The organism is Oceaniferula spumae, assembly GCF_042849255.1.
Taxonomy (GTDB): Bacteria; Verrucomicrobiota; Verrucomicrobiia; order Verrucomicrobiales; family Akkermansiaceae; genus Oceaniferula; species Oceaniferula spumae.
On record NZ_AP026866.1, the window covers coordinates 3277120 to 3300047 of the forward strand.

Here is a 22928-nt window from a genome sequence, read left to right on the forward strand (position 1 = left end):
TCAGACATGTCCACTCAGTCATACAACCACCGCGACACCCCGCTGCGCCGTTTCAACACCTTCTGGTGGGGCTTGGCCTACTTTGGTCTCTTCGGAGTCGTGTCCGCAGTCGTCGTTTGCTGGTCCGGCCGTTCCGCCGGTGTTGAAGAAGTGCTCAAGGAGCAACGCTTGGATTCGAGAGCGACCGTCGACGAGAGCCAAGCTGCGATGCTGGAGGAAAAGGAACTGGAAAAAGGTAAAACCATGCAAGTTCCGCCTGCAAAGGCATTTGACCGTGTTGGCGCCGATCTTACAAAAGCTCCAGCCGCAAGTGGTGTCAAAGTTCCCACCAACGCGCCAGATCTAGGCAATGCTCCGAAGGGTAAGGAACTTTACAAGGCAAAGAACTGCGCCACCTGCCACGGACCCGATGGCAACACTCCGCTCGCCCCGATGTATCCCAAGCTCGGAGGCAAGGATGCCGCCTATCTCTTGAAGCAAATGCAGGACATCAAGTCCGGTGCCCGCAACACTCCGCTCTCACCCATGATGAAGCCGTTCATTACCCAAGTCACCGACGAGGAAATGAAGGACATCGCCGCATGGATCGCCGGAGGTTCCAAGTAAACCCAATTTTTTCCCTAGAATTTAAAGATCATGTCTACCCAAAGTCAGGTTCCAGTCATCGAAGATGCGCAACTGCGTGTGGAGATCGACCGCTCGCTGCGTCACCCTGTGATGTTTTTCTTCACCAGTGGCGCCGCATGGCTCGCGGTTTCTTTGATCCTCGGGATCATTGCCTCCGCCAAGAGTCATCACCCAGGTTTCCTTGGGGAGTGTGGTTTTCTCCAGTATGGTCGTTCTTTTCCAGCCCACATCAACACGTTGATCTACGGATGGGGTGCACAAGCAGCCTTCGGTGTCTTGATCTGGTTGATGGCACGCCTCTCACGCCAGCCTAGCAAAAATGCCGGCACTATTCTCGTGGCAGGACACATCTGGAACTTCGCCATTTCCATCGGCACCATCGGTATCCTCGCCGGTCACGGCACCGGGAAACACTGGATGCAGTTTCCTACTTTCGTTTGGCCAGTTCTGTTAGCCGCCTACGCGGTGATCGCTATATGGTCGCTGATCGCATTCCGCTGCCGCCGTAACGAGCACGTTTACATTTCCCAATGGTATCTTCTCGGTGCCATCTTCTGGTTCCCATGGGTCTATCTAACTGCCAACCTCTACGTCAACGTCTTCGATGTTCACCCTCTGATGGCTGCGGCGATCAATGGCTGGTTCCGTCATGCCTTGATCTTCCTGTTCTTCACCCCGATCGCCATCGCGAGTGCTTACTACATCGCTGCGAAGGTCAGTGGTCGTGCCATTTATAACTACTCATATTCCATCGGTGGTTTCTGGGCCTTGGCGATCATCGCGCCATGGGCTGGTATGCAGACCATGATGGGTGCACCTATCCCTGTCTTCCTCCAGTATGCGGGTGCCGCCGCCACGATGCTTGTGGGTGTGCCACTGCTTGCTGCCGGTATCAACATTCTCAAGACCGCTTCCGGCCAGCAGGAAACAGTCGCTTACAGCCCGTCACTTCGTTTCAGCATCGCTGGTGTCTTCGGTATGTTGCTTCTCGCATTCGCCGGTGTGGTTCTTGCCCACCCGGCTTCGCTGAAATTCACTCAGTTCACTCTCGCAGGTTACGGATATGATGTTCTGGCGATTTACGGCTTCTTCAGCATGTGCATGTTTGGTGCGATCTACTTCATCGTTCCTCGCATCACTCGCCGCGAATGGCTTTCACGCCGCCTGATCCGCACCCACTTCTGGTTCTCGATCTACGGTATCCTCTTCATCTTCCTATTCTGCACCCTACTCGGAGGATTCCAGCAGGGAGCTGCCCAGGAAAACCACACCCAGCCATGGATTCAGGCTGTGACAAATACCATCCCATACGCTGTGGGTATGACCGTCGCATGGTGTTTCGTGCTCTATGCAAACTTCTTCTTCTTCATCCATTTGGCTCTGATGTGGCTCCGCTTGGGCCGCCGCAGTTCGCACCCGACTCTGCTCCGCCGCGAGCACTCTGCCCTTGGACCACACGGTCCTGAAGGTGACATCGACGAACTTGAAAGAGCCAAGGCTTAACAAGCCAATTTCTCATACTTCTTACTTCTCTAATTACATGACACTCAAATCCTTTCTTCTCGGAATGTGCCTCAGCTTCGGCTCGGCGTGGATGTTCGTGATTGCCATTCCTACGGCAAAAATGAACAACCTGGCCCCTGTGAAAATGAACAACGAGGAGGACGCAGCTCTCTACCAGCACAAGGTGTCTGGTCGTATTCGCAATGGTGCCGAGATCTACGCATCGAACGGATGCTACGCTTGTCACACCCAGCTGATCCGCCCCACCTATGCCGGTCATCAGATTTGGCGCGATGACATGGCAGGTGTCGTTGATAAGGCGGAGCAAATCGACACCCGTCGTGAGACAACGGTCTACGACTACACTGGCGAAGAGTATGCCCAAATCGGTCTGATGCGCATGGGCCCAGACCTCAGCAACTTGGCCTACCGTGTGGAAAAATACGCAGCCCTGACCAAACTCACTCCGGAACAGTGGCTCGTGGAGCACCTTTTCAATCCCCGCAATAACGACCTTCGCATCGGCAAGGGTGGGGAGAAACTGAACATGAGCTGGTCGAACTGCCCTTCACAACGATACATGTTTGACAAGACTCCTGTCAGCGGCCAAGGCGATAGCCTCGCCCTGCGCAAGAAAACCAAACGCGGCGAACAGTTCGTGCCCAAAGAAGAAGCTCGCGTGCTGGTCAGCTATCTGATGTCTCTGCGCCGCGATGATGCCGTTCCACTCAGCATGGACAACCGTCCGCCTGAAGTGAAAGAAGAAGAGAAGAAGTAAACAGCTGCAGTCAAAAATCAGCGGTCGACCAAGGTCACTGCCCCATCTAACCAATTTTCATTATCATGTCAGACCATTCATCCCATACACCGGATCTGGACGAATCTACCAGCGTGCTTACAGACGCAGCAGCTGTTAGCCGTGAGCACCAGGTGCTCTCAGAAGGTGCCGAGCCGATTTCACTCTGGGTCATTCTAGGAAGTGCCATCGTGGTGCTCATTGGCGGAGGTGTTCTCTTCGGAGGCAGCCTTTTTGACTACAAGGACTTCGTCAAATCCGGCTACGTTCGTCAGGACGCACCTGGACAGGAAGGTGGTGAAGTTGTGCCAAAGCCGGCGATCGTCGCCTACTCCAAGATCGGTGAGAAGAAATCCGTTTCCTGCAAAGGTTGTCACGGTAACAACGGTGAAGGTAGTGGTGCCATCCCACCATTGGCTGGATCTGAGTGGGTCACCGGACCAGCTCTTCGTCCTGCGATGATCATTCTCAATGGTTGTAAAGGCCCAATCACTGTGGCTGGTAAAAGCTACAACGGAAACATGCCTGCACAAGGTGACGGTCTGAGTGCCAAAGATCTCGCAGGTCTACTCAACTACATCCGCACCAGCTTCGGTAACAGCAGCGACAAGTTGATCACGATTGAGATGGCGGAAGACGCCATTGCCATTTCCAAAGAACGTGGCGGCGGACAGATGACCGCACCCGAACTTGACGAGAAATACAGCCGCGAGCTCAAAGGCGAGCCTCTCGATCCCAACACTCTCGTCGATCCTAAAACTCTCGAGCCTGCCAAGGCTGAGTAAGTTGATACCGACTAAGACTTTCATTCATTTTAATCCATTCATCCGACCCATTTAAGCTAAGGCCATGAGCGATCACCACGACGATCATCACGATCACCACAACCCTGGATTTATCCAGAAATACATCTTCTCCACCGATCATAAAACCATCGGTATCCAATACGGTATCACAGCACTGTGTTTCCTTCTGTTTGGATTCTATCTGATGATGGTCATGCGCTGGAGCATTGCCTACCCGAACGAGCCTCTTCCTGCTTGGATGAGCTGGTTGTTCACTGAGGACTGGAAAGCCCAATGGCTGGTTGAGGGTAAGCTGCCTGGTGAAACTTATAACATGTTCGGTGCCATGCACGGAACGATCATGGTGTTCCTCGGTATCGTGCCGCTCGGCTTCGGTGCCTTTGGTAACTACGTGACCCCGCTTCAGATCGGTGCTCCCGATATGGCTTTCCCCAAGCTGAACATGGCGAGTTACTGGATCTACGTCATCGGTGGTATCATGATGTGTGGATCGTTCTTCATGGAATCCGGTGCTGCGAAGTCTGGTTGGACAAACTATCCGCCGCTCTCATTCTTTGCCGATGGCCAATATCCACACCAGTTCTGGACCGGCCAGACCCAGTGGTTGTTGGGACTCGTGATGCTGATTTCATCCTCTCTGTTAGGCTCGGTGAACTTTATCACCACCATCATCAACCTGCGTGCCAAGGGAATGACCTGGATGCGTATGCCTTTCTTTGTATGGGCGATGCTGGTCACTGGTTTCCTTCTTCTGCTTTCCTTCCCGCCACTTGAAGTTGCCGGTATCATGCAGCTGTCCGACCGTATGTTCGGCTCCAGTTTCTTCCAGCCATCCGGCCTTTACCATCAGCAGATCGGTCTCTCCGATGCCTCCGGTGGTGGTAGCCCGCTGCTCTACCAGCACTTGTTCTGGTTTCTGGGTCACCCCGAGGTATACGTTCTGCTTCTACCTGCCATCGCCTGTGTGGCCGAGGTTATCCCGGTCAACACCCGTCGTCCGATCTGGGGCTACAAGTCCATGGTTTACGGTGTGCTGGTTCTCGGATTCCTCTCCTTCATCGTGTGGGCTCACCACATGTATATGACCGGAATGGGACCTGCGATCTCCACCTTCTTCCAGACCACCACAACGCTGATTTCCATACCCTCGGTGATTCTGTTGACCTGTCTGTTGATCTCGCTATGGGGCGGATCGATCAAGTTCACTTCACCCATGCTGTGGGCCTGTGCCTTCCTGCCGATGTTCGGTATCGGTGGTCTCACCGGTCTGCCACTGGCGTTCAACTTGGTTGATTTGCACCTTCACGATACCTACTACGTGATTGGTCACTTCCACTATGTGGTGGCACCGGGTATTCTGTTCGGTTTCTTCGCTGGTATTCACCATTGGTATCCTAAGATCACCGGCCGTTTCATGAGCCGCACGCTCAATCACCTGCACTTCTGGCCATCATTGATTCTGATGAACACTCTGTTCTTCCCAATGTTGATTCAGGGAATGGCTGGTTTCCACCGTCGTTGGTATAACGGTGGTGACGCCTACCTCACAGCTGATCCGGACAGCACGAACGTCTTCGGCCGCACCGTTGCTGAATATCTCGACCTGAATATTCTGATGTCTTGGTCAGCTTGGTTGCTCGCTGTGGCCCAGATTCCATTTATCATCAACTTGTTCTTCTCATGGAAAATGGGACGCAAGGTGCCTAATGATAACCCATGGGATGCATGTTCCCTTGAGTGGGCGACACCTACGCCTCCAGGTCACGGAAACTTCCTCGAAGAGCCAATCGCTTACCGCGGCTCCTACGAATACGCCCGTCCCGAAGTGGAAGAAGACTTCTACCCTCAGTGGAAGAAGCCTGTCGACGACACCAAGGAAGGCAGTAACTAAGCAATTTCATTCCCTAACTTTTAGCATATTTTCTCATGGAAATTCCCTACATTGTAGAACCCCGGAAAGACACCGGGCTGACCAACTCGAAGATCGGTATCTGGCTCTTCCTCGCCTCCGAGGTGATGCTCTTTGGCGGCCTCTTTTCCGGCTATGTATTCCTCCGTATCTACGCGGACTACCCATGGCCTGAGCGAACCCTTCCTGTTTTACCCGGTCTGATCAACACCTTCGTCCTGATTGGTTCCTCGATCACGGTGGTGTTTGCCTGGGTTGCTCTCAAACTCAGGGACTGGCGGAAATTCCAGATCTACATGTCCATCACCCTCGTTTGTGCGGTGTTGTTCATGGTGCTGAAGGGAATCGAGTATAATGCCAAGTTCAGTCACCAAGCGGTGCGCTTGGATGACTACACAGTCATCGAAGGACACGCCCACCCACAAGGCGACCACCACGGCGATGAACATGCCGGGGACGACCATGCCGATCACGGTGGTAAGAAAATCACTAAGAACCTGAACATCAAAGCCGAGCAGGTTGACATCAACTTACGTCGTGTAGATAACAAATACTACGAGACTCTCGGAGAGCAGTACGAAGGGAAATTCGTTCTCGCTAACAAGGTTGAGCTGAATAACGGCACGGTTTTCGAGAAAGGTGCTGCTATCAGCAAGGATCTCATCGATGAAGCCAAAGAGGATTATCTCAAAGCACTGGCTAACAATAGTAACATCGACATCGAAGTCAGCCGTAAGGCCTGGAGCGATGCCAAAGGTGAGGCCGCTCTCAAAGGCAAGCGCTACTGGGAGGACGACAAGAAGGAATTTATCGCCAACCGCACAAAGGAACTTAAGGCGGACAGACTGGAAGAATATCAGACAGTCACACCTAGCCTGACCTTTGTTGCCAATGGCGGCCCTGTCGATATTTCGGTCGATCCATATTGGGGCAGACTGAGTCACCCTAAAGAAGGGGACAAGGGCACTCTCAAGCTCAAGGATGAGACCCTGATCAGCGGAACCACCGCCGATAGTTCAATCGCTATCAATGTCGACGGTATCGACTTCCGTCACACAGTGATGAAGGCGATTGAAAAAGGCATCGATCCTGAAGCTGCGATCAACAACTCATGGTTGCTCAAACAAGAAAGCATCAAACCAGTCTGGGAAAAACACCAGGTCGTGGTGGCCAAGCTCAAGGAGTATCTTGAGGAACACGGCAAAGAGCCTACCGAAAACGATCTCTATCGTGTGAACTGGCAGGAAATCGCCGGCCTAGCTGACAAGAGCATCGAGGAACTTCAAGGTATGGATCACAAAGCCATCGAGAAACTCTTCCCTGGAGACGTCGAAGGCTTCGCTGGTCCAGTGCATAAGAAACACGGCGACCCCGACTCTAAAGGTGTGGAATATCCAGCCATTATCGTACCTCGTGAGCAAGTTCGTTTCGAGTCCGTGTTCAGCCCACGTTGGAACACCTATTACGCTACTTATTTCACCATCACAGCGCTGCATGGTTTACACGTTATCGCAGGTGCGTTGGTGCTCGCTTACTATCTGTTCTTCGGCCGTAAGATGTTCGACACCAAACCTGAGTGGCTTGCCAACCGTGTCGAGATTGGAGGTCTGTTCTGGCACTTTGTTGACCTGGTCTGGATCTTCCTCTTCCCCATCCTCTACCTCATGTAGAAGACATATTACCCTATTTTAAATTCATAATTCACTATTCAAATGGCTGACTCTCCTGAAGAAATTAAGAAGCACGTGAAGCTCTACTTGCTGATCGGTGGCATCCTCTTTGTCTGCACTGTCCTCACTGTGGCGGTGGCAAAGATTGAGTGGCTCGACTTCGGCTCACGTGGCTTTGGAACCGCTGATATGATCATCGGTTTGCTGATCGCCACATTCAAGGCTACCCTAGTGGCGCTGATCTTCATGCACCTCAATCACGAGAAAAAAATGGTCTACTGGCTGTTTGGCTTGGGGATCGTGTTTGCCTTCTGCCTGATGGCGATCACAGGCTTCGCCTTCTCTGACCCGATCTATTTCAAAGACTTCTTCGGCCGCTAGGCCAAAGACCGTCTGCTAACTAACAACTAACTCCAACTGACAATGTCTATCAAAGGTTTCCATATCCTCTTCATCACCCTGGCCACCCTGCTCTGTGTGTTCGTGGTTGTATGGGCCTTCGTGCTCGAGACACGGTCATCACTCGGACTGCAAATCTTCGGTGGGACATGTGCGTTAGCTGCAATCTTGCTCCCTATCTACGGCGTCCGCTTTTCACGTAAAGCTCAGAAAATTTAAGAAAATGGAACTCACAACAATCGCATGTGCTGTCTGTATGGGCAATGGCCCTGATCACAAAGACTCTGTCGCCGCTGGTTACGCCATGCTGGTTATGCTGCTGATCATCCTGCCGATGCTTACTGCGATCATTTTCTTCATTCGCCGCATGGCGATCCGCGAGCGCGAAAATTTGGACCCCGCCCTCAGCGACTAGTCACTCACTCCTCACTCTTCAACATTTACAATTCACATGTCTATCCTCGATTACTTTGGACTGCCCGAGAACTACTCCCAACACGGTGAGCAGGTCGACCAAATGAACTCCGTCATCACTTGGCTGATGCTGGTGTTGTTTGTCGGTTGGACCGCGTTCTTCTTGATCACCCTGTTTAAATTCTGGCACAAGCGTAGTCCCAAAGCTTCATACAGCGGTGTGACTAACCACGTTTCCAGTCACTTGGAAATTGGTGTGGTGATCGTGGAGGCAGTGTTCCTGCTTGGTTTTGCCTTCCCTCTCTGGGCTGAGCGTACTGACAAATTTGAACGCGTCGTTGCCAACGACCCAGACGCCCCTCGCATCCGTGTCATTGGTCAGCAGTATAGCTGGACCTACCACTACCCTGGAAACGACGGTGTCTTCGGTCGCACTGACAACACCCTGATCACTGGTGATAATCCTCTTGGTATCGATTCCAGTGACCCTAACGGAGATGACGACTTTATCTCTACCAGTGAACTTAAAATCCCTGTTGGCCGCGACTGTATCCTTCAGGTGACATCCAAGGATGTGATCCACAACTTTGCGATCGTTCCCATGCGTATCCAGCAGGACTGTATTCCAGGGAAAGAAATCCCAATGTGGTTTAAGCCCGTCAAGGAACTCTCCACTTACGTCGTCTGTGCCCAGCTCTGCGGGGAGAAACACGCCGACATGAAAGGCAGTATGGAAGTTGTCAACGCTGAGGAATACTACAAGTGGGCCAAGCAGCGCAGCGACGACGAGCTGGCCAAAAAGAAAAAGTAAGCACCTCGTTCTTACCAAATTATTTCAGCAGGCGGAGGGTTCACACCCTCCGCCTGTTTCTTTGGTAACGGGAGCGGTATCTGATTTGATCGCGAATGACTTACTGATAGAGTGCCTACTCTACGATTAACGAGCCCAGATCCGTCCTGGGTGAACAGTAATATTTCCTAGAGCAGAACAACATGACTGCTGTGAGGAGCAGGTTGATTAAAGTGCACCAGAGGAGCAGTGTGTAGCTTGTATCAACCGACACCAATGTCCATAAACCGGCACCACTGGAGCCAACGAGCATCACAACGATGAGCAAGGTGAAGATCCAGACAAAGCAACCGCGAGTCATGGAGAGGACACCGCGCTGATTATTACTCAACGAAGAGCTGGCGATGAACATGGGTAAAATCCAAAACATCACCCAAATGGTAGCTGACAGCGAATGCGCGACGACATAGTCCCATCCGGAAACTTCGATATGCAGTAGTCGACGTCCAAGGACCCATGTGATAACTGTAAAGACGGGGAGGGCAAACAACGAGCGCACCAAGTGCTCACGGATGCGGAGACCCCACATGCTAGCAAGTGACAGAGGAAAGATGGTCGACCCGGGAGTTTCCAAGGTGAGACTGATCGGCAGGGCCTGCATGAAATGTTTCCCGATGATGGATGATGGAAAAACGGAGCAACTAGCGGCAAACATTAGGATGAAGCCCGCAATGTTGACCATAGCATGAACAGCGGAGGGCAACGTCAGGTTCAGTTCCAATAGGAGGGCACTGGCCGAGACCAAACCAAGTCCCTGAATCCAACGACGGGTCAGAGGCGGCAGTCCGACGAATTGACCGAGCAATCGCTGTTGTGGAGTCAGGCAGAGCAGCAAGAGTTGTTCGATCCAACCGCACTTAGGTGGTTCATAGGCGAATGATTCACATTTCAAATCTTGAGGTGTGATCGGGTCAGCCGAAATTTCTTCAGTCAGGTCATCGAAATCCTCGTAGTATTCATCAGAGTGATCCCAAGAGATGCGGACAAAAACCCACTCTTTCAGATGATGGTAGATGAAGAAAATGCCCATTAGCGAGACGGCAAAAGCAATGATCCATCTCCAAGGATCGAATCCATGGTCGAGCACTTGGATTGGATAGGCTGGGGGCCAGAAGTTGAGCAGCGGTGTTTCAATGGCTGATCTCCAAGGCGGCAGTGTTAGAAAAACTTGTTCAAGCCAGAGAAACACACCGGTGACAAGCGCTAGCACCATAAGAATCCAGCTGGGGATTAGTAATTGAAGTAACAAGCCCACACAGAATGCCAGCCAAACAACAACGATGGATGCCAAAGCACATTGCCACCACGCTGTATAAACAAGCCCGAGATCATCTCTAGCTAGGAAGGAAACTAGTGCAATGATGATCGTGAACCAAAGAGCCGTTCGCAATCTACCTCGGAAGGTGTGAAGTCTGGCAAGGTTGCTCGAAGCGGGTGTCGCCGATAGAAAATCCGAATCCCTGGTGAGACCAAGAGCCATGACCCAGAGGCTAGAGAGCAGGAATCCTAGACATGAGAAAACGATGATAAAGGTGCTGATCTGCTCAGAACGTGTGTGGGGCATCCTAAAACAGATCGAGTACAAGACCATGGTGGTGATGTACACCATTACGAGCCGCCAAAATAGTTTACTGAAGTTTTCACTCGATCGGTTACCTCTTTCCGGACGAAGCCTGCGTTCCCTAACTCGCTGCTTCCACGAAGTGGTGAGGGAATGTAGGGTGGATTTGTCTCTAAGAACGGACATGATTATTGTTCTCGTAGTTTGTTGAATAGGGATTCGAGGTCGCCAGAGTTCTCAGCTAACTCTAGAGCCGTGCCATCAGCTGCGAGGCCGCCGTTATGCACTACCCAGATGCGCGACGAGAATTTTTCGGCCAATTCCAATAGCTGTGTGGAGTAGATTACAGTGTGGCCGCGTTCGACGGCTAATTTGGCGTGTTTTTTAAAGACGCTGATTCCTTGCGGGTCCATGCCCGATGCAAATGGCTCATCGATCAACCAAAGTTCGGGGTTCACGATGATGAGACAGGCGAGAGCCACTTTGAACATCTGTCCCCGCGAAAGTTTATTGATCGGTTTGCGACAATGGGCCAGTAGGTCGAGTTCTTCTAACAAGTTGATGATTTCCTCGTGTGGGGGAGGCGTCTCAACCTGCCAAAGCTTGATGAAAATAGCGATGTTCTCCAGTGGTGTCCGCTCAGTGAACAGGACCGGAAAGTCGGGGAGAAAGCAGAGCTTGAGACGTTGCGAGATATTGTCTCGCAGGGCTGACTCTCCATCAAAGCGCAGGTCACCGCTATCTCTGCCAGCCATACCCGCTAGCATTCTGAGTAGAGTGGTTTTTCCTGAACCATTGACACCCAGGACACAGAGCAAAGTTCCAGCTTCGATCTCGGCTGACAACTGGTTGTAGACAGTTTCTTGGCCGTATTGTTTGCAAATTTGATCCAGTTCAATGTGCATACTGAATTGTTAGCCACAGAGAGTGGGTAGGCAAAGCTCTATTACTCTGCCTCCAGCTGCGAGAATTTAGCTGAATAATTGCGCTGTTATTTTAAGGCCAGCGATTAGAATAACACCATGCGTTCTCCCCACGTCACTCTCTGTCTGCTATGGTCTATAATAGCAGCAACTCAAGGCATCGCCGATCCAGTGAAAGCACCAGTCGGAGGGGTGTCTGGTCTAAATGAGGGATATTCCATTCAGCGGACTCCGTCTAAGAAGGTGGCCTGCACGTTATTTTATATGGTGGTAGCTCCTCAGCTGGATGCGCAAGAGTGGGTTTTTGTGGCTCCTTGGGCACCGGATACACCTGGCCAGAATGTGCAATACGTTCGGAGTTCACCCGCTGGAAAAATCGCCTGCGACCATAGTATCTATGAACGCAAGTTATTGACGTGTAGAATCATAGGCGGCGAAAGCACTCGCACTACAGCCGGAGTGAAGGTCTTCTATGGAGCTCAGTTGTATGCTCGCCATCTTTCCAAGAATGATGAACTCGCTGCCGTGAAAACAACTGTGGAGAATCTAACAAAATCAGACAGGTCGTTGTTTTTGAGGGCTGACCAATACTATGGCCACAGAAACACCGACTTCAGCGCTTGGGTTAAAGAGAAGGGTTACCTTCGTAGAAAAGGTGAGGGTGAAATCGATTTCGCGGGCCGCGTGTTTCAGGACATGGCGCAGTCATTCACTTACGATTATGCGGTAAAGATGGACCGTAGCCTGATGTCAGTCTGCCATGATAGAAAATCGGACTGCGGAGGATTATCCTTCGTATTCGTCTCAGTGATGCGCTCGCAAGGGATACCAGCCCGGTCGATGTTTGGACGGTGGGCTACGTCAGCTGTCAAAGACCAGAAGGTGAAAGGCGTCGATTATTATCAGTCCCATGTGAAAGCAGAGTTCTACGCTCAAGGGGTCGGCTGGGTGCCGGTTGATATCTCATCAGCTGTCTTGCACGATCGCAGTGAGTCGAAGCTGGCTTACTTTGGGCAAGACAAGGGGGATTTTATCACGATGCACTTCGATCCCGGTCTGGAAGTGGACTCCTATCATTTTGGTAAACAGAAATTGGATTGGCTACAAAACGTCGTCTTCTGGGTAAGCGGTAGCGGAAGCTTGAACGGACGCATCGGAACAGGTGGCTGGGAAGTGAAATGAGAACCGGTTGATTCTATGCATCACATGATTTCGCTTGTGATCACATCTGTGCCCATCAATAGTCGTTTGGTCATGAAAAGGTATTTGTTCTATGCTCTGTTAGTTTCCTTTTGGTCGTTTGCTATGGCTGCCGAGCCGACTGAAATGCGCGACTGGAAAGCCGAGAGCGGTCATAGGGTGAAAGCCAAGGCTCTGAAGGTAGAGGGAGGTAAGGTGCATTTTGAACGTGAAAACGGTAAGACAATCACGGTGCCAATGAGCAAGCTGGTAGAGGACGATCAGCAGTTTCTGACCAAACACTTTGAGCTCGATGTAGGCGCTGAAAATGACAATGGCAAAGACGGTCCTACCACTGTCGCCGCCGATGACCTCGGGTATCCACTTGGTAAGACCACTGCAGAGCTCGATTGCGGCGAGGGAGCACATTGCTTTTTCTATCTGCCAAAGTCATTGGAGAAAGGGAAACAATACCCGGTCCTTTTCATCATGAGTCCGGGAGGTGGCAGTGCAGGCGTAGCGAACCGTTACGTGGCTGGCGCAGAGCGCAACGGATGGATCCTGGCTGTTTCCAAGGAGTCAAAAAACGGAAACAACAATAGCGGTAAGGCGATCCTCGCGATGATCAATTTCACCAAAGGTAAGTTGCCGATCGATGAAAAGCGCATGTATACCACAGGGTTTTCCGGTGGTTCGCGCATGGCTTACTGGACTTCCCAACAGGAAAAAAAGATCGCCGGCATCATCGCATGCGGTGCCGGTGGCGATGTCGGTAGTCGTAAGCAGGTGGTGTACGGACTATGCGGCAGTAACTGTTTCAACCGGACGGACATGGCGAACTCCTTCAAAGATATCGGCAGCAAGGGGCCTATCCTGAGATACTTCGAAGGCAAACATGTGTGGGCGGATTCAGAAATGTGCGATGATGCCATCACCCATCTCAACGGAGTTTTTCTTTCCGACAACAAATCGAAATATGCAGATGACTACACACGCTATGTGCAGCAGGTTTCTGAACTGGTAAAACAGAACACCGACTCCAAACCTAAGCGTGCCTTCATGTGGGCCGACTTCATGAAACGCTACGACATGGAGACAGACGACTCGAGGAAAGCATTCAGCAGCTTGGAAAGTGACGAGGCGAATGTGTCGTTCGTCAAAGGCTTGTATGATGTCCGTAATTTTGCGGAGAAGACTTTCGGTAAAATTCCAGCGTCTCAATGGAAGGCAGACCCGAAAGTCGCTGCCGCATGTTTGCGGGAAGCCAAACGTTACGCCGGTTTTTACTGGGAGAAGATCCTTCAGAAAATGAGCGAAGATGCCCAGAAATTCTGAATGCCTCTGCAGAAGAAACGTGGAAAGTTGGCATGACGTAGACTGGAACCACTAATATCACATCTTTCTTGCTAGCCCGTAATCGAACGTTTAAAAAAGAAGTAAAGCACGACAATCATCCCATGAGTTCATCAAAATCCCTCCGAAGCCAAAGCGAATTGGAAAAGCAAATGACAGCTGCAGCCAATGCGACTGGCGAATCCTCCGACGAAAAAAAACCTACAATCTTGGTGGTGACACCTGAGATTACTTACCTTCCAGAGGGGATGGGGAACATGGCGCAGCGCATGAGCGCCAAGGCAGGTGGTATGGCCGATGTTTCAGCATCACTGGTGAGTGCTCTCTATGATCAGGGTGCTGATGTGCATGTGGCCCTGCCCAACTACCGTCGGATGTTCAACATGGATGTGCAGGCTGTTCATGATCGTGAATACAACCGAGTGCGTGAGAATATCGGGGTGGAGCGCATTCATCTTGCCGAAGATCGCATTTTCTATCACCGCGATGAAATTTATGCCGATGAAAATCTCCGTGTCGCTCTGGCATTTCAGCGTGAGGTCATCAATCACATCATCCCTCGTGTCCGCCCTGACCTGATTCATTGCAACGACTGGATGACGGGCTTGATTCCGGCTGTCGCCAAACGATTTGGCATCCCCAGCCTGATTACTCTGCACAACATTCACACGGAAAAAGTAACCATGGCCGAGATCGAGGACCGTGGCATTGATGCCGCCGAGTTCTGGCAACACCTCTACTTCGAACGCGCGCCTTATTCATATGAGGAGTCACGCGTCCATAACCCCACCGATCTTTTGGCCACTGGCATTTTTGCCGCCGATCACGTCAATACTGTGAGCCAGACCTTCCTGCATGAAGTCGTCGAGGGTCGCCATAGTTTTGTTCCCGATTCAATCAAGAATGAGTTGGCTAACAAGCACTACGCCGGGTGTGCCAGCGGTATCCTGAACGCTCCTGATGTGTCCTACGATCCCACCACAGACAGCGCGCTCGAATTTAAATATGACCACGAAAACGTGGCTGAGGGTAAGGCGATCAATAAACAAAAGCTTCAGGAAAGCATCGGTCTGAACGTCAACCCGAATGCTCCAATCCTGTTTTGGCCGTCACGCTTGGACCCGATGCAAAAGGGCTGTCAGCTCTTCGCAGACATTCTCTACGAGACTGTTTCCGATTACTCAGGCCTCGACCTGCAGGTGGCCATCATCGCCAATGGCTCGTTCCAGAAACATTTCAAAAACATCGTCAAAATGCACGGTCTGGAAGGCCGTGTCGCGGTTGTCGATTTCAATGAAAACCTGTCTCGTCTTGGCTATGCGGGCTCGGACTTCATGATCATGCCATCGCGCTTCGAGCCATGTGGTCTTCCCCAGATGGTCAGCCCGAAATACGGCACCCTGTCCATCGCCCACGATACCGGTGGTATCCACGATACCTGTGAGCACATGCACCACGATGGAAACCTGGGCAATGGCTTCCGCTTCCAGCACTATAGCCCTGAAGGCCTTCGCTGGGGTGTTGATGAGGCTATCGGCTTCTACAAACGTTCCCCGGAAGACAAAGAACGCATTCTCTCCCGTGTCATGCGCGAGTCTGCCGAACGCTTCAATCATACAACAACCGCCGCCGAGTATATCAAACGCTACGAGACGATGCTTGGGTGTAAGATCGGCAAGTGATGGTCAGGCTTCTTGGCCGGTTCATGGGAGATCCAGTTATTTGAATACTCCATTTAAATAGCTGCATTCGCATTCGTCCTAGATAGCTAAGGTCACTGCTTGTTATGATTACATCGAAGTTCATCGAAGATAGTTCGCTGCCCGTACTGTCGTGGTGTGCGCAGTTTGAAAAACAGAGCAACGCCCTGACCATCAGGCACGGTTCGGGCGTAGATGTCATTGGTAACGGATTTGTGGAAGGTGCTTGGGATGGCCAATTCTCTGACTTCGATTTTATCGATTCTTCTGTCATGTGTGGAACCGGCGGCACGGTTTCGTCTGATGAGGCCCGCTTCATTGCCAGCACACATCGGCTCAATCCGATTGTTAGTATTGAGAAAGCCGGTGTAATCTATCTTTCCAACTCGATCATGTTTGTCCTTACCGCTGCGGGTGAAGACTTGGATCCGATCTACCCATATTACCCTTATGATCTGATTAAAATTTGGAGACAAGGGGATCACTGCCCGGCTGGAGAGGTTCCATTAAGTTCGCAGAACAAGTTGCGCTTTCATTTCGGAGCATTGATTACCATCCAAAGTGGAGGCGACATTCAGTATGATTTTCCCTATGCAGGTGAGGAACCCTCCGACTACCAAGAATACCACGCGACTCTCAGCCAGAAGGTCAAGCAGGTCGTTGCCAATGCGCAAGACCCAGCACGCAAGATCCAGTTTGAACCTATCGCCGCACTCACTCAGGGGTACGACTCCAGTGCCACCTGCATCTTAGCCAAAGAGGCTGGCTGCGAAGATACCTTTTGCATTGCCGATTCACTACTGTCGAATCCCAGCTTGGACACGGGCGAGGAAAACGCACAGCGTCTCGGGATGAATTACTCCGAGGTGGATCGTTGGGATTTTAACAGTCTACCTTATGAGCGCACCGCTGAACTCTCCCTTTTTTCCCTGAGCTCTTATGCACCCGTGGCTGCCGCTGAAGAACTGTTAAACAACAGGCTGTTCATCACCGGCCACCGCGGAGACCTGGTCTGGGACATCGGTAAAATCCAAGCGCACAAAAATTTGGAACACACTTGGGCACGTTTCCTAAGTGGAGTCAATATGATGGAATACAGACTTCGGGTGGGATTCTGCATTCTGTCGCCAGCGACCATTCTGGAACGTCATACGGAGGCGATCGACCGCATTTCACGCTCTGATGAGATGAAACCATGGTCAGTGGATAACCGTTACAATCGGCCCATTGCGAGACGTATCATTGAGGAGGGAGGTCTTCCCCGTGGTACTTTTGCTGGGAAAAAAATTGGTACGGGGCATTACAACTTCAGATATTCAAAGAAAGACACCACGCCCTTCATGATCCACTACGGCGAGTTTTTGAAACAAAGCCATGCAAACGTTCCCTGGACAAAGCGGGCATACTGGAAAGCGCGCCACTGGATTGATGACATTCATTGGCGAAAGCTCAGCAGCGATAAGGCGAAACACATTCGCTCCACACCGCAGCAACGACGCTCTCCTTTCGTCTATAACGTCAGTCCGCTGAAGGCGAGATGGCACTCCTCCTTTACACTTCAGTGGGCATTTAGTATTCTAAAAGACAGGTATTCGTTCAACCCATCGTCTCAAGATGAGTGAATCTAACAACATTCGACCCATGAATAACCATTCATTTGTAAAAATTGAGAAGCATAAGCATAGCTCCGTTATGGCTTGGCTGGCCGCATTTCAAAAATGTGTGCAGGAACAGGATTATGAAGCAGGGATGTTACTTTTTGACGAACAGCTAGTATCCTTCGGCACCGTCACAGAACGAAGCTATTCGCTCGATCATTTGGTCGATTCCCAATGGACTAAAGTATGGGGTGCCACCAAAGGGTTTCGCTTTCATCTGGAGGATACTTATCTTCTGGGCGACGAGCACAGTCCCACCGTCGTGGTTGCCACTCAATGGTCGTCGACGAGCCGTTGTAAAAAACAGCAACTCCGCTCGGGTCGATGCACCATCGCTTTGGTCAAAAACACCGAAAATGATGCTCCTTACCTGGCAGTTCACACACACTTCTCCGTAGTGCCGGACGGCAGAGTCACCCAAGAGTGATTGATGGGCTAATTTCCAAACTGCGCCGCAATCAGCTCCGCCGCCCGCTGTAATCCACCGAACTGGGCATGGAAATCTAGCTGATGCTTTTCTTGCACCTCCCTGCCTACTTCAGAGGACAAATGCCAGGTGTGCCCAGAGGCATTGACCTCCAACACCCACAGCTTCCCGGTTTCACAGTCTTTGATAATGTCCACTCCTAACAGAGGTATCTCAGGGAAAGCACGGTGGGCTTGTGAAGCTAGCTTCAGCACTTCTTCATCCATGCATAACGTGTAACGACTCTGTTTCGTATTGGCGACAATCGTAGCCCCCCCGTCGAAGCCATCCTTAGACATTAACGGCTCAGCCACGCCAGCGGCTTCAATCTTCACACTGTATAACGGCCCGCCTAAGAACGATCCAACGCGGTAGCTGATCGGATAACGACCGGTGTAAATAAATTCCTGCAGGAATGGTTCAGAAACCAAATTGCGATACTTCACTTCTAAGTTCCTCCATTTTAAGCGAGACCTTCTAACAATTTTCACCTCCGCCCCTCTGGAGCCGACATCCGGTTTGCGAACCACATAGGTGCCCCAGTTTTCCATTTCAGCTGGTAATTCCTGACCCTCTTTCCACAGATGCCAGCGTGGCACAGGAATCCCATGATCTTCCAAGCGTTGGCATTCCTCAGACTTCGACAGGTTCACGCCACACCACAGCTCGCTGTCTTTGGGGATTTGATGTTTCCATGGGGTTAACGACAAGACAGTCGCTCCCTTGTTCATCATCCGTGAGAACCATCCCATCTTTCCAGAGATAATTTTCACTCGGAGTTCTGGTGCCATCTTGCTCAGATGGGACTTTATCTGATCCAAGTCAGCATACACGCCGTGGTTTTTGTGTTCGCACAACAACAGCTTCTTTTTAGAACTCATTCTTATTTCTAGGTTTCACTAATTCCAACTTGTGTCAACAGATTGCCGTTACGGCTGATGGTGAGGTTAGCTCGTTCAGGCATGATGCACGGCGACCTATCCCATACCCGCCAAGATCATCACGACGACAGCGGCAATGCCTAATCCTGGGAATGGGGCAGCGGCAAAAAATGCGATGCTGGCCCAGTTCGGTTTTCTCTGTCCTTGGCTAAGCCGGTAAATGCCCAAAAATATCCCAACCAGACAGACCAATAGTCCCACGCACAAAGAAGCAAGAAATGGCAACCCGGCCGAGCTGCTGTTAAAAAGAATCATACTCAGAAATCCGGTGAGACCAATGCCGAGAAAAGCGATGACGATGAGTGGTTTAGTCCACTGATGTAGCTCAGTGTTCCGCCGCATTGAGCTGGCAGCAATGATCATGGTAACAAAGGCAATGCCACCAATGAAGGGGGCTAATTTCATCAAGGCTTCAAGCACAGTTTGCCGGATTTGGTGACTCCGGTATCCCGATTGTTCACGCAGTATTTCGAGACGAGGCGAAGGAGTCCCTGTGGCCTTCTCAAAATTGGTGAGATCAATTTCGGCATTGCGGAAATTGGCTCGATTCAAGTTAGCATGATCAAAGTTAGCACTGTAGAGTTTTGCCCCGTCGAAGTTGGCATTGGATAATTCGGCGTTGATAAATTGAGCCGAATAGACCTCCGCATTGATGAAGCTACTTTCGGCAAGCTGGGCATCGTTAAAGTAGGCATAGCTAAGTTTGCTGTTATCAAATTTGGCTTCCTGCAGCTTAGCATTCTTGAAATTTGCGGAGCTCAAATCACAGCCGGAAAAGTCAGTCCCACGCAGATCGAGTCCCGAGAGTTGGGCAGAGGAAAGTGAACGACCAGTAAAGCTAACACCACGTCGCACTGCGGCTTCCATCGCAGCAGGGGAGGCGATGGCTCCAGCTTGTTCCATAGTATCCCGCTGAGCCTGTGTCAGACCGGTAGCGTTGATGACGAAAAATTCTTTGACCTCAACCTGGTCGAGTTTGGCATTGGTGAAGTTGGTGCCTGAACCATCGGCATAGGAAAAGACACATCCACTCAGGTCCGCATCGGTAAAGTCGATCTCGCTCAGGTCACAGCGCGACATGTTGAGTCCAGAAAGGTTGGCACCCTTGGCTGACACACCCATGAAGACATCGATCCCGAACCCCGTGCTTTCTCGCAGATCGGATTGATCAAACTTACACCGATCAAGTCTGCATCCGACAAAATCGGCCCCGCGAAGATCAGCGTCGATAAACTCGGCGTAATAGATGTGTGCTCCATTGAAAACAGCTTTTCTCAAATCGGTCCCGTGGAATTTACAGTCACCGAGGTCAGCGTTTTGGAAGTCCACTCCCGCTAAGTTGAGCTTGGAAAAATCGGTGCCCCACAAGTCAGTTCCAAAGTGCTTGGTGATCTGTGGCTCGCGCCCAGCTGACCGCTCGGTTTTAACAAATCTCTCCAGATCCGCACGAGGGATGGCCGCAGCTGCTCGATCAGATACAAGTGGAGCGATGAGCAATAGGAAGAAAAGAATCCAGCGCATGTGAACTTGAGGATAGTGGCTCAACCGATCTTTGCATCTCTAATCGATTAGAGCAACTGGGTTATAGTGGACACAAGTGCTCCTGCTCCTTATGAGGGCGGCATGAATATCGAATCCATCATCACTCACCCCGGCGGCTCGCATAAGGACGATTTCCTCGCGTGTAGCTTGTTAGTAGCGCGTCACAATGTGCCTATTTTCAGGAAAGACCCCACCGATGAAGAACTTGATGACCCCAGCATCGCAGTGGTCGACGTCGGACACCGCCACGAGCCGGAGAAAAGCAACTTTGACCACCACCAGTTCCCACGCGACTATCCACCGACCTGTGCCCTCACTCTCGTTCTGCAAGACCTGGGTATCTACGAAGATGCCCGGATGTTCTGCGATTGGTTAGAGCCCGCCGAGTGGTTTGATACCCGTGGCCCTAAAAAAACCGCCGAGTGGTTAGGCGTCGAGCGCGATGTCATTTCCAAGATGAACTCACCCATCGATATCTCAGTGCTGCGCCGCTTTGCCCAAGCCGAGAAACATGAACCCGGTGAGGTGATCTATGAGCTGATGAAAATGATCGGTGGAGATCTGTTGGATTATCTTCACGACGTTCGGGCACGGCTCGATCTCGTAGGCCAGCATGTGCAACGTTGGGAAATCAATGCCGGGAATGAGGACTTCAGTGCTCTCTATATCCCGAGATTGCCTGAGCCGTTAGATGATGCCTCGAGTGGTCTGGCTCGTTATATTTTGGTCAATAAACTGGATCAGGAAATTGCCGCCATCGTCTATCCGGACAGCCGCGGTGAAGGTTTCGGCCTTGCTCGTTTCAACGATCACCCGAAGCTCGATTTCACCCGAATTGAATCCGATGCCGATGTGCATTTCGCCCACAACAGCGGCTTCCTGTGTAAAACCAGCGCCACTGAAGTTCCTCGTCTGCAAGAGCAGTTGGCAGGGGCTTGGGGTTAATTTTCACCATCACAGTCAAAGTCACTTCGGCGACACGATACTAGCCTTCACGAACACAAGAATCTTTCGAGAGGTATCCAGATCGCCTGTATCCAGTTGAGGTGTGTGAATACTGACGAACTGCATTTTCCCATCGGCCAAATTGATGGAGGTGTTGGTGGTCATGGTATCGAACTCCGGCATGCGAACATCGGCTCTACCCCATCGGTCTTTGTGAGTGACCATGACTGAGTCGCGACGGTGGCTGACTAGTTCATGTAGGAGCCATAGCTCGATGTGACCTCCGTCCTCGCTGATAGTTGGTTCAATTAGTAAACTCTCGCCTACGTGGTGGGTTTCAAATGCAGTTGGGCAGGAAGCGGTCGGTCTGAGTTTAGGAAGCTCAGGTATGTTTCCTGCGAGTCCATTCTTTACGGGAGGGAGAGAATGAGCCTCCACCTCGGTAGGATAGATCAGCTCACGCACAGAACCGACCCTTGAGCGTTCCCCTGATCTGGCAATAAGAACGGTATGGTTAAGCAATGATGCCTTCCCTTCCTTAAGCTGCTCCTGCACTCTACTGTAGAGCGAAGTGGGCTGTTTAAGTAACTGTCTTGCCTGCGATTGAGACACTTCAATGAAGACCATCTGGACTCGGATATTCCGAGGGGCCTGGGCAGGTTTATCCGGAGCATCACACGAGTCCTCACCGAAAGGGTCTACCTCTGCCAGCGTGATCGTGCTGGCAAGGGCTAACAGACTGCATGTAATTAATCTCCGCATAACCTAACAGATTATTGAGTGGGCAGGATGGTGGCTTTGGCGAACACCAAGATCTTACGCGTGTGATCAGTGACTCCCTTGTCATCCTTGGGAGACATCGCCGTGACCAGAGTAGGTTTCCCGTTAGCGAGGGTGGCTGCAGAGGTCACTCGCAAGGAATAGAAGACGGGCATGACAATGTCAGCTTTGCCATGCTTCCCATTCCATTCGGCGTAGGTGAGGTTTTCGATGTAATAGACAATTTCTGGAGCGAACCTCAATGAGATGTAGGGGGCATCCGGATCGATGGAAGGTTCGATCTCGAGAGTTGAGCCGACATTCCGAGTCTCAAAGGCCGTGGGTGTGGGGCCGGTGGCTACATCTTTGGCAAATTCAGCACCGATGACAGTAGTCCCATCCTTGGCTTGACCAGTATGAATGTGAATGGTGTTAGGAAGTTCTGGTGGTTCGTATTCCGTGGGGTAAATCATTTCACGGATAGATTCCGTCGTTGCCTTTTGGCCGTCCGGCACAGTGAGCATCTGGACTTCGAGGAGTTTGGCTTTACCGGTTTTGACCAGTTCAGCCACGCGGGCTCTCAAGATGGTGTCAGTTTTTGTGGCTTCATCATCCACCATTAACTTGCTCATGGTGGCCAGTGGAATCTCGATGTAATCGAACTGAACACGCACATTGCGAGAGACATCGATTTCCTCGACTTTGGCTGCTGGGGCACCATTTGGTTTTTCGGCGGCTGGTTTACTCTCGGGCTGGGCCGTCAGGGAGACAATTCCAGCTGCGGCTGCGAGCCCGAAGAAGGTGTATTTGGTGGTAGGTTTCATAGGTATTCATTAGGTTAGATTCCGCAGGTCAGGTGTCGAGATAGATTTAGGGCACACAGTGAAGTCTGCGGGTGATTATGCTTGGGACGTAAAGGGTGGATGT

The 22928-nt window shown here is 51.3% G+C and carries 22 protein-coding genes; 16 read left to right on the plus strand and 6 right to left on the minus strand.

The features are described 5' to 3' along the window. Nucleotides 1-6 precede the first annotated feature (6 nt). The 10 genes from ACSPJT_RS13890 to ACSPJT_RS13935 all read left to right on the plus strand — a co-directional run bounded on the left by ACSPJT_RS13890 (nt 7) and on the right by ACSPJT_RS13935 (nt 8935). Nucleotides 7-606 (plus strand): c-type cytochrome, encoded by a 600-nt coding sequence (locus ACSPJT_RS13890; RefSeq protein WP_435893161.1) that lies wholly within the window; start codon nt 7-9, stop codon nt 604-606. 30 nt (nt 607-636) lie between these two features. Beyond that, the gene (locus ACSPJT_RS13895; protein WP_435893162.1) at nt 637-2130 is read left to right on the plus strand and encodes a cbb3-type cytochrome c oxidase subunit I; all 1494 of its coding nucleotides are present in this window, start codon (nt 637-639) and stop codon (nt 2128-2130) included. A gap of 37 nt (nt 2131-2167) precedes the next feature. Beyond that, nucleotides 2168-2908: a hypothetical protein gene (locus ACSPJT_RS13900; protein ID WP_435893163.1), complete on the plus strand. Its 741-nt coding sequence runs from the start codon at nt 2168-2170 to the stop codon at nt 2906-2908. A 65-nt stretch (nt 2909-2973) separates the two neighbouring features. Then, a complete protein-coding gene (locus tag ACSPJT_RS13905) occupies nt 2974-3711 on the plus strand; it encodes a c-type cytochrome (protein ID WP_435893164.1) in 738 nt (245 codons plus the stop codon). 64 nt (nt 3712-3775) lie between these two features. Then, nucleotides 3776-5623, plus strand: a complete 1848-nt coding sequence (locus ACSPJT_RS13910) for a cytochrome c oxidase subunit I (protein ID WP_435893165.1) — start codon at nt 3776-3778, stop codon at nt 5621-5623. 35 nt (nt 5624-5658) lie between these two features. After that, nucleotides 5659-7311, plus strand: a complete 1653-nt coding sequence (locus ACSPJT_RS13915) for a cytochrome c oxidase subunit 3 (RefSeq protein WP_435893166.1) — start codon at nt 5659-5661, stop codon at nt 7309-7311. Between the two features lie 42 nt (nt 7312-7353). Continuing rightward, complete coding sequence (locus tag ACSPJT_RS13920; protein ID WP_435893167.1) at nt 7354-7692, plus strand: cytochrome C oxidase subunit IV family protein; 339 nt, start codon at nt 7354-7356, stop codon at nt 7690-7692. Between the two features lie 42 nt (nt 7693-7734). Beyond that, complete coding sequence (locus ACSPJT_RS13925; RefSeq protein ID WP_435893168.1) at nt 7735-7929, plus strand: hypothetical protein; 195 nt, start codon at nt 7735-7737, stop codon at nt 7927-7929. 4 nt (nt 7930-7933) lie between these two features. After that, nucleotides 7934-8125, plus strand: coding sequence for a hypothetical protein (locus ACSPJT_RS13930; protein ID WP_435893169.1), 192 nt, complete (start codon nt 7934-7936; stop codon nt 8123-8125). A gap of 36 nt (nt 8126-8161) precedes the next feature. Next, nucleotides 8162-8935, plus strand: coding sequence for a cytochrome c oxidase subunit II (locus ACSPJT_RS13935; RefSeq protein ID WP_435893170.1), 774 nt, complete (start codon nt 8162-8164; stop codon nt 8933-8935). A gap of 115 nt (nt 8936-9050) precedes the next feature. Here the strand turns inward: ACSPJT_RS13935 and ACSPJT_RS13940 are convergent, their stop codons facing one another. Both ACSPJT_RS13940 and ACSPJT_RS13945 read right to left on the minus strand, forming a co-directional pair. After that, entirely contained in the window at nt 9051-10538 is a 1488-nt protein-coding gene (locus ACSPJT_RS13940) for a hypothetical protein (RefSeq protein WP_435893171.1), read from the minus strand. Between the two features lie 185 nt (nt 10539-10723). After that, nucleotides 10724-11440, minus strand: a complete 717-nt coding sequence (locus ACSPJT_RS13945) for an ABC transporter ATP-binding protein (RefSeq protein WP_435893172.1) — start codon at nt 11438-11440, stop codon at nt 10724-10726. A 117-nt stretch (nt 11441-11557) separates the two neighbouring features. Between ACSPJT_RS13945 and ACSPJT_RS13950 the strand changes: the two genes are divergently transcribed. From ACSPJT_RS13950 to ACSPJT_RS13970, 5 genes are all read left to right on the plus strand, one after another. Beyond that, entirely contained in the window at nt 11558-12640 is a 1083-nt protein-coding gene (locus ACSPJT_RS13950) for a transglutaminase-like domain-containing protein (RefSeq protein ID WP_435893173.1), read from the plus strand. 72 nt (nt 12641-12712) lie between these two features. Next, a complete protein-coding gene (locus ACSPJT_RS13955; protein WP_435893174.1) occupies nt 12713-13972 on the plus strand; it encodes an SHD1 domain-containing protein in 1260 nt (419 codons plus the stop codon). Nucleotides 13973-14094: 122 nt separating this feature from the next. Continuing rightward, nucleotides 14095-15672: a glycogen synthase gene (locus tag ACSPJT_RS13960; RefSeq protein ID WP_435893175.1), complete on the plus strand. Its 1578-nt coding sequence runs from the start codon at nt 14095-14097 to the stop codon at nt 15670-15672. A gap of 104 nt (nt 15673-15776) precedes the next feature. After that, on the plus strand, nt 15777-17312 hold the full coding sequence (locus ACSPJT_RS13965) for a hypothetical protein (RefSeq protein WP_435893176.1): 1536 nt from the start codon (nt 15777-15779) through the stop codon (nt 17310-17312). Nucleotides 17313-17331: 19 nt separating this feature from the next. Further along, on the plus strand, nt 17332-17775 hold the full coding sequence (locus ACSPJT_RS13970) for a nuclear transport factor 2 family protein (RefSeq protein WP_435893177.1): 444 nt from the start codon (nt 17332-17334) through the stop codon (nt 17773-17775). 8 nt (nt 17776-17783) lie between these two features. Here the strand turns inward: ACSPJT_RS13970 and ACSPJT_RS13975 are convergent, their stop codons facing one another. Together ACSPJT_RS13975 and ACSPJT_RS13980 are read right to left on the minus strand one after the other, a co-directional pair. After that, on the minus strand, nt 17784-18695 hold the full coding sequence (locus ACSPJT_RS13975; protein WP_435893178.1) for a hypothetical protein: 912 nt from the start codon (nt 18693-18695) through the stop codon (nt 17784-17786). A 96-nt stretch (nt 18696-18791) separates the two neighbouring features. After that, on the minus strand, nt 18792-20276 hold the full coding sequence (locus tag ACSPJT_RS13980; RefSeq protein WP_435893179.1) for a pentapeptide repeat-containing protein: 1485 nt from the start codon (nt 20274-20276) through the stop codon (nt 18792-18794). A gap of 102 nt (nt 20277-20378) precedes the next feature. Between ACSPJT_RS13980 and ACSPJT_RS13985 the strand changes: the two genes are divergently transcribed. After that, nucleotides 20379-21242: an MYG1 family protein gene (locus tag ACSPJT_RS13985; protein WP_435893180.1), complete on the plus strand. Its 864-nt coding sequence runs from the start codon at nt 20379-20381 to the stop codon at nt 21240-21242. Between the two features lie 21 nt (nt 21243-21263). On the opposite strand, the gene ACSPJT_RS13990 is transcribed toward ACSPJT_RS13985, so the two are convergent. Together ACSPJT_RS13990 and ACSPJT_RS13995 are read right to left on the minus strand one after the other, a co-directional pair. Further along, nucleotides 21264-22004: a hypothetical protein gene (locus tag ACSPJT_RS13990; protein WP_435893181.1), complete on the minus strand. Its 741-nt coding sequence runs from the start codon at nt 22002-22004 to the stop codon at nt 21264-21266. Between the two features lie 11 nt (nt 22005-22015). Then, on the minus strand, nt 22016-22825 hold the full coding sequence (locus tag ACSPJT_RS13995) for a hypothetical protein (protein ID WP_435893182.1): 810 nt from the start codon (nt 22823-22825) through the stop codon (nt 22016-22018). Between the last annotated feature and the right edge of the window lie 103 nt (nt 22826-22928).

Bases quoted from the DNA above. Each gene is read 5' to 3' on its own strand.
- ACSPJT_RS13890 (WP_435893161.1), top strand. From the start codon at position 7: ATGTCCACTCAGTCATACAACCACCGCGACACCCCGCTGCGCCGTTTC.
- ACSPJT_RS13895 (WP_435893162.1), top strand. From the start codon at position 637: ATGTCTACCCAAAGTCAGGTTCCAGTCATCGAAGATGCGCAACTGCGT.
- ACSPJT_RS13900 (WP_435893163.1), top strand. From the start codon at position 2,168: ATGACACTCAAATCCTTTCTTCTCGGAATGTGCCTCAGCTTCGGCTCG.
- ACSPJT_RS13905 (WP_435893164.1), top strand. From the start codon at position 2,974: ATGTCAGACCATTCATCCCATACACCGGATCTGGACGAATCTACCAGC.
- ACSPJT_RS13910 (WP_435893165.1), top strand. From the start codon at position 3,776: ATGAGCGATCACCACGACGATCATCACGATCACCACAACCCTGGATTT.
- ACSPJT_RS13915 (WP_435893166.1), top strand. From the start codon at position 5,659: ATGGAAATTCCCTACATTGTAGAACCCCGGAAAGACACCGGGCTGACC.
- ACSPJT_RS13920 (WP_435893167.1), top strand. From the start codon at position 7,354: ATGGCTGACTCTCCTGAAGAAATTAAGAAGCACGTGAAGCTCTACTTG.
- ACSPJT_RS13925 (WP_435893168.1), top strand. From the start codon at position 7,735: ATGTCTATCAAAGGTTTCCATATCCTCTTCATCACCCTGGCCACCCTG.
- ACSPJT_RS13930 (WP_435893169.1), top strand. From the start codon at position 7,934: ATGGAACTCACAACAATCGCATGTGCTGTCTGTATGGGCAATGGCCCT.
- ACSPJT_RS13935 (WP_435893170.1), top strand. From the start codon at position 8,162: ATGTCTATCCTCGATTACTTTGGACTGCCCGAGAACTACTCCCAACAC.
- ACSPJT_RS13940 (WP_435893171.1), bottom strand. From the start codon at position 10,538: ATGCCCCACACACGTTCTGAGCAGATCAGCACCTTTATCATCGTTTTC.
- ACSPJT_RS13945 (WP_435893172.1), bottom strand. From the start codon at position 11,440: ATGCACATTGAACTGGATCAAATTTGCAAACAATACGGCCAAGAAACT.
- ACSPJT_RS13950 (WP_435893173.1), top strand. From the start codon at position 11,558: ATGCGTTCTCCCCACGTCACTCTCTGTCTGCTATGGTCTATAATAGCA.
- ACSPJT_RS13955 (WP_435893174.1), top strand. From the start codon at position 12,713: ATGAAAAGGTATTTGTTCTATGCTCTGTTAGTTTCCTTTTGGTCGTTT.
- ACSPJT_RS13960 (WP_435893175.1), top strand. From the start codon at position 14,095: ATGAGTTCATCAAAATCCCTCCGAAGCCAAAGCGAATTGGAAAAGCAA.
- ACSPJT_RS13965 (WP_435893176.1), top strand. From the start codon at position 15,777: ATGATTACATCGAAGTTCATCGAAGATAGTTCGCTGCCCGTACTGTCG.
- ACSPJT_RS13970 (WP_435893177.1), top strand. From the start codon at position 17,332: ATGAATAACCATTCATTTGTAAAAATTGAGAAGCATAAGCATAGCTCC.
- ACSPJT_RS13975 (WP_435893178.1), bottom strand. From the start codon at position 18,695: ATGAGTTCTAAAAAGAAGCTGTTGTTGTGCGAACACAAAAACCACGGC.
- ACSPJT_RS13980 (WP_435893179.1), bottom strand. From the start codon at position 20,276: ATGCGCTGGATTCTTTTCTTCCTATTGCTCATCGCTCCACTTGTATCT.
- ACSPJT_RS13985 (WP_435893180.1), top strand. From the start codon at position 20,379: ATGAATATCGAATCCATCATCACTCACCCCGGCGGCTCGCATAAGGAC.
- ACSPJT_RS13990 (WP_435893181.1), bottom strand. From the start codon at position 22,004: ATGCGGAGATTAATTACATGCAGTCTGTTAGCCCTTGCCAGCACGATC.
- ACSPJT_RS13995 (WP_435893182.1), bottom strand. From the start codon at position 22,825: ATGAAACCTACCACCAAATACACCTTCTTCGGGCTCGCAGCCGCAGCT.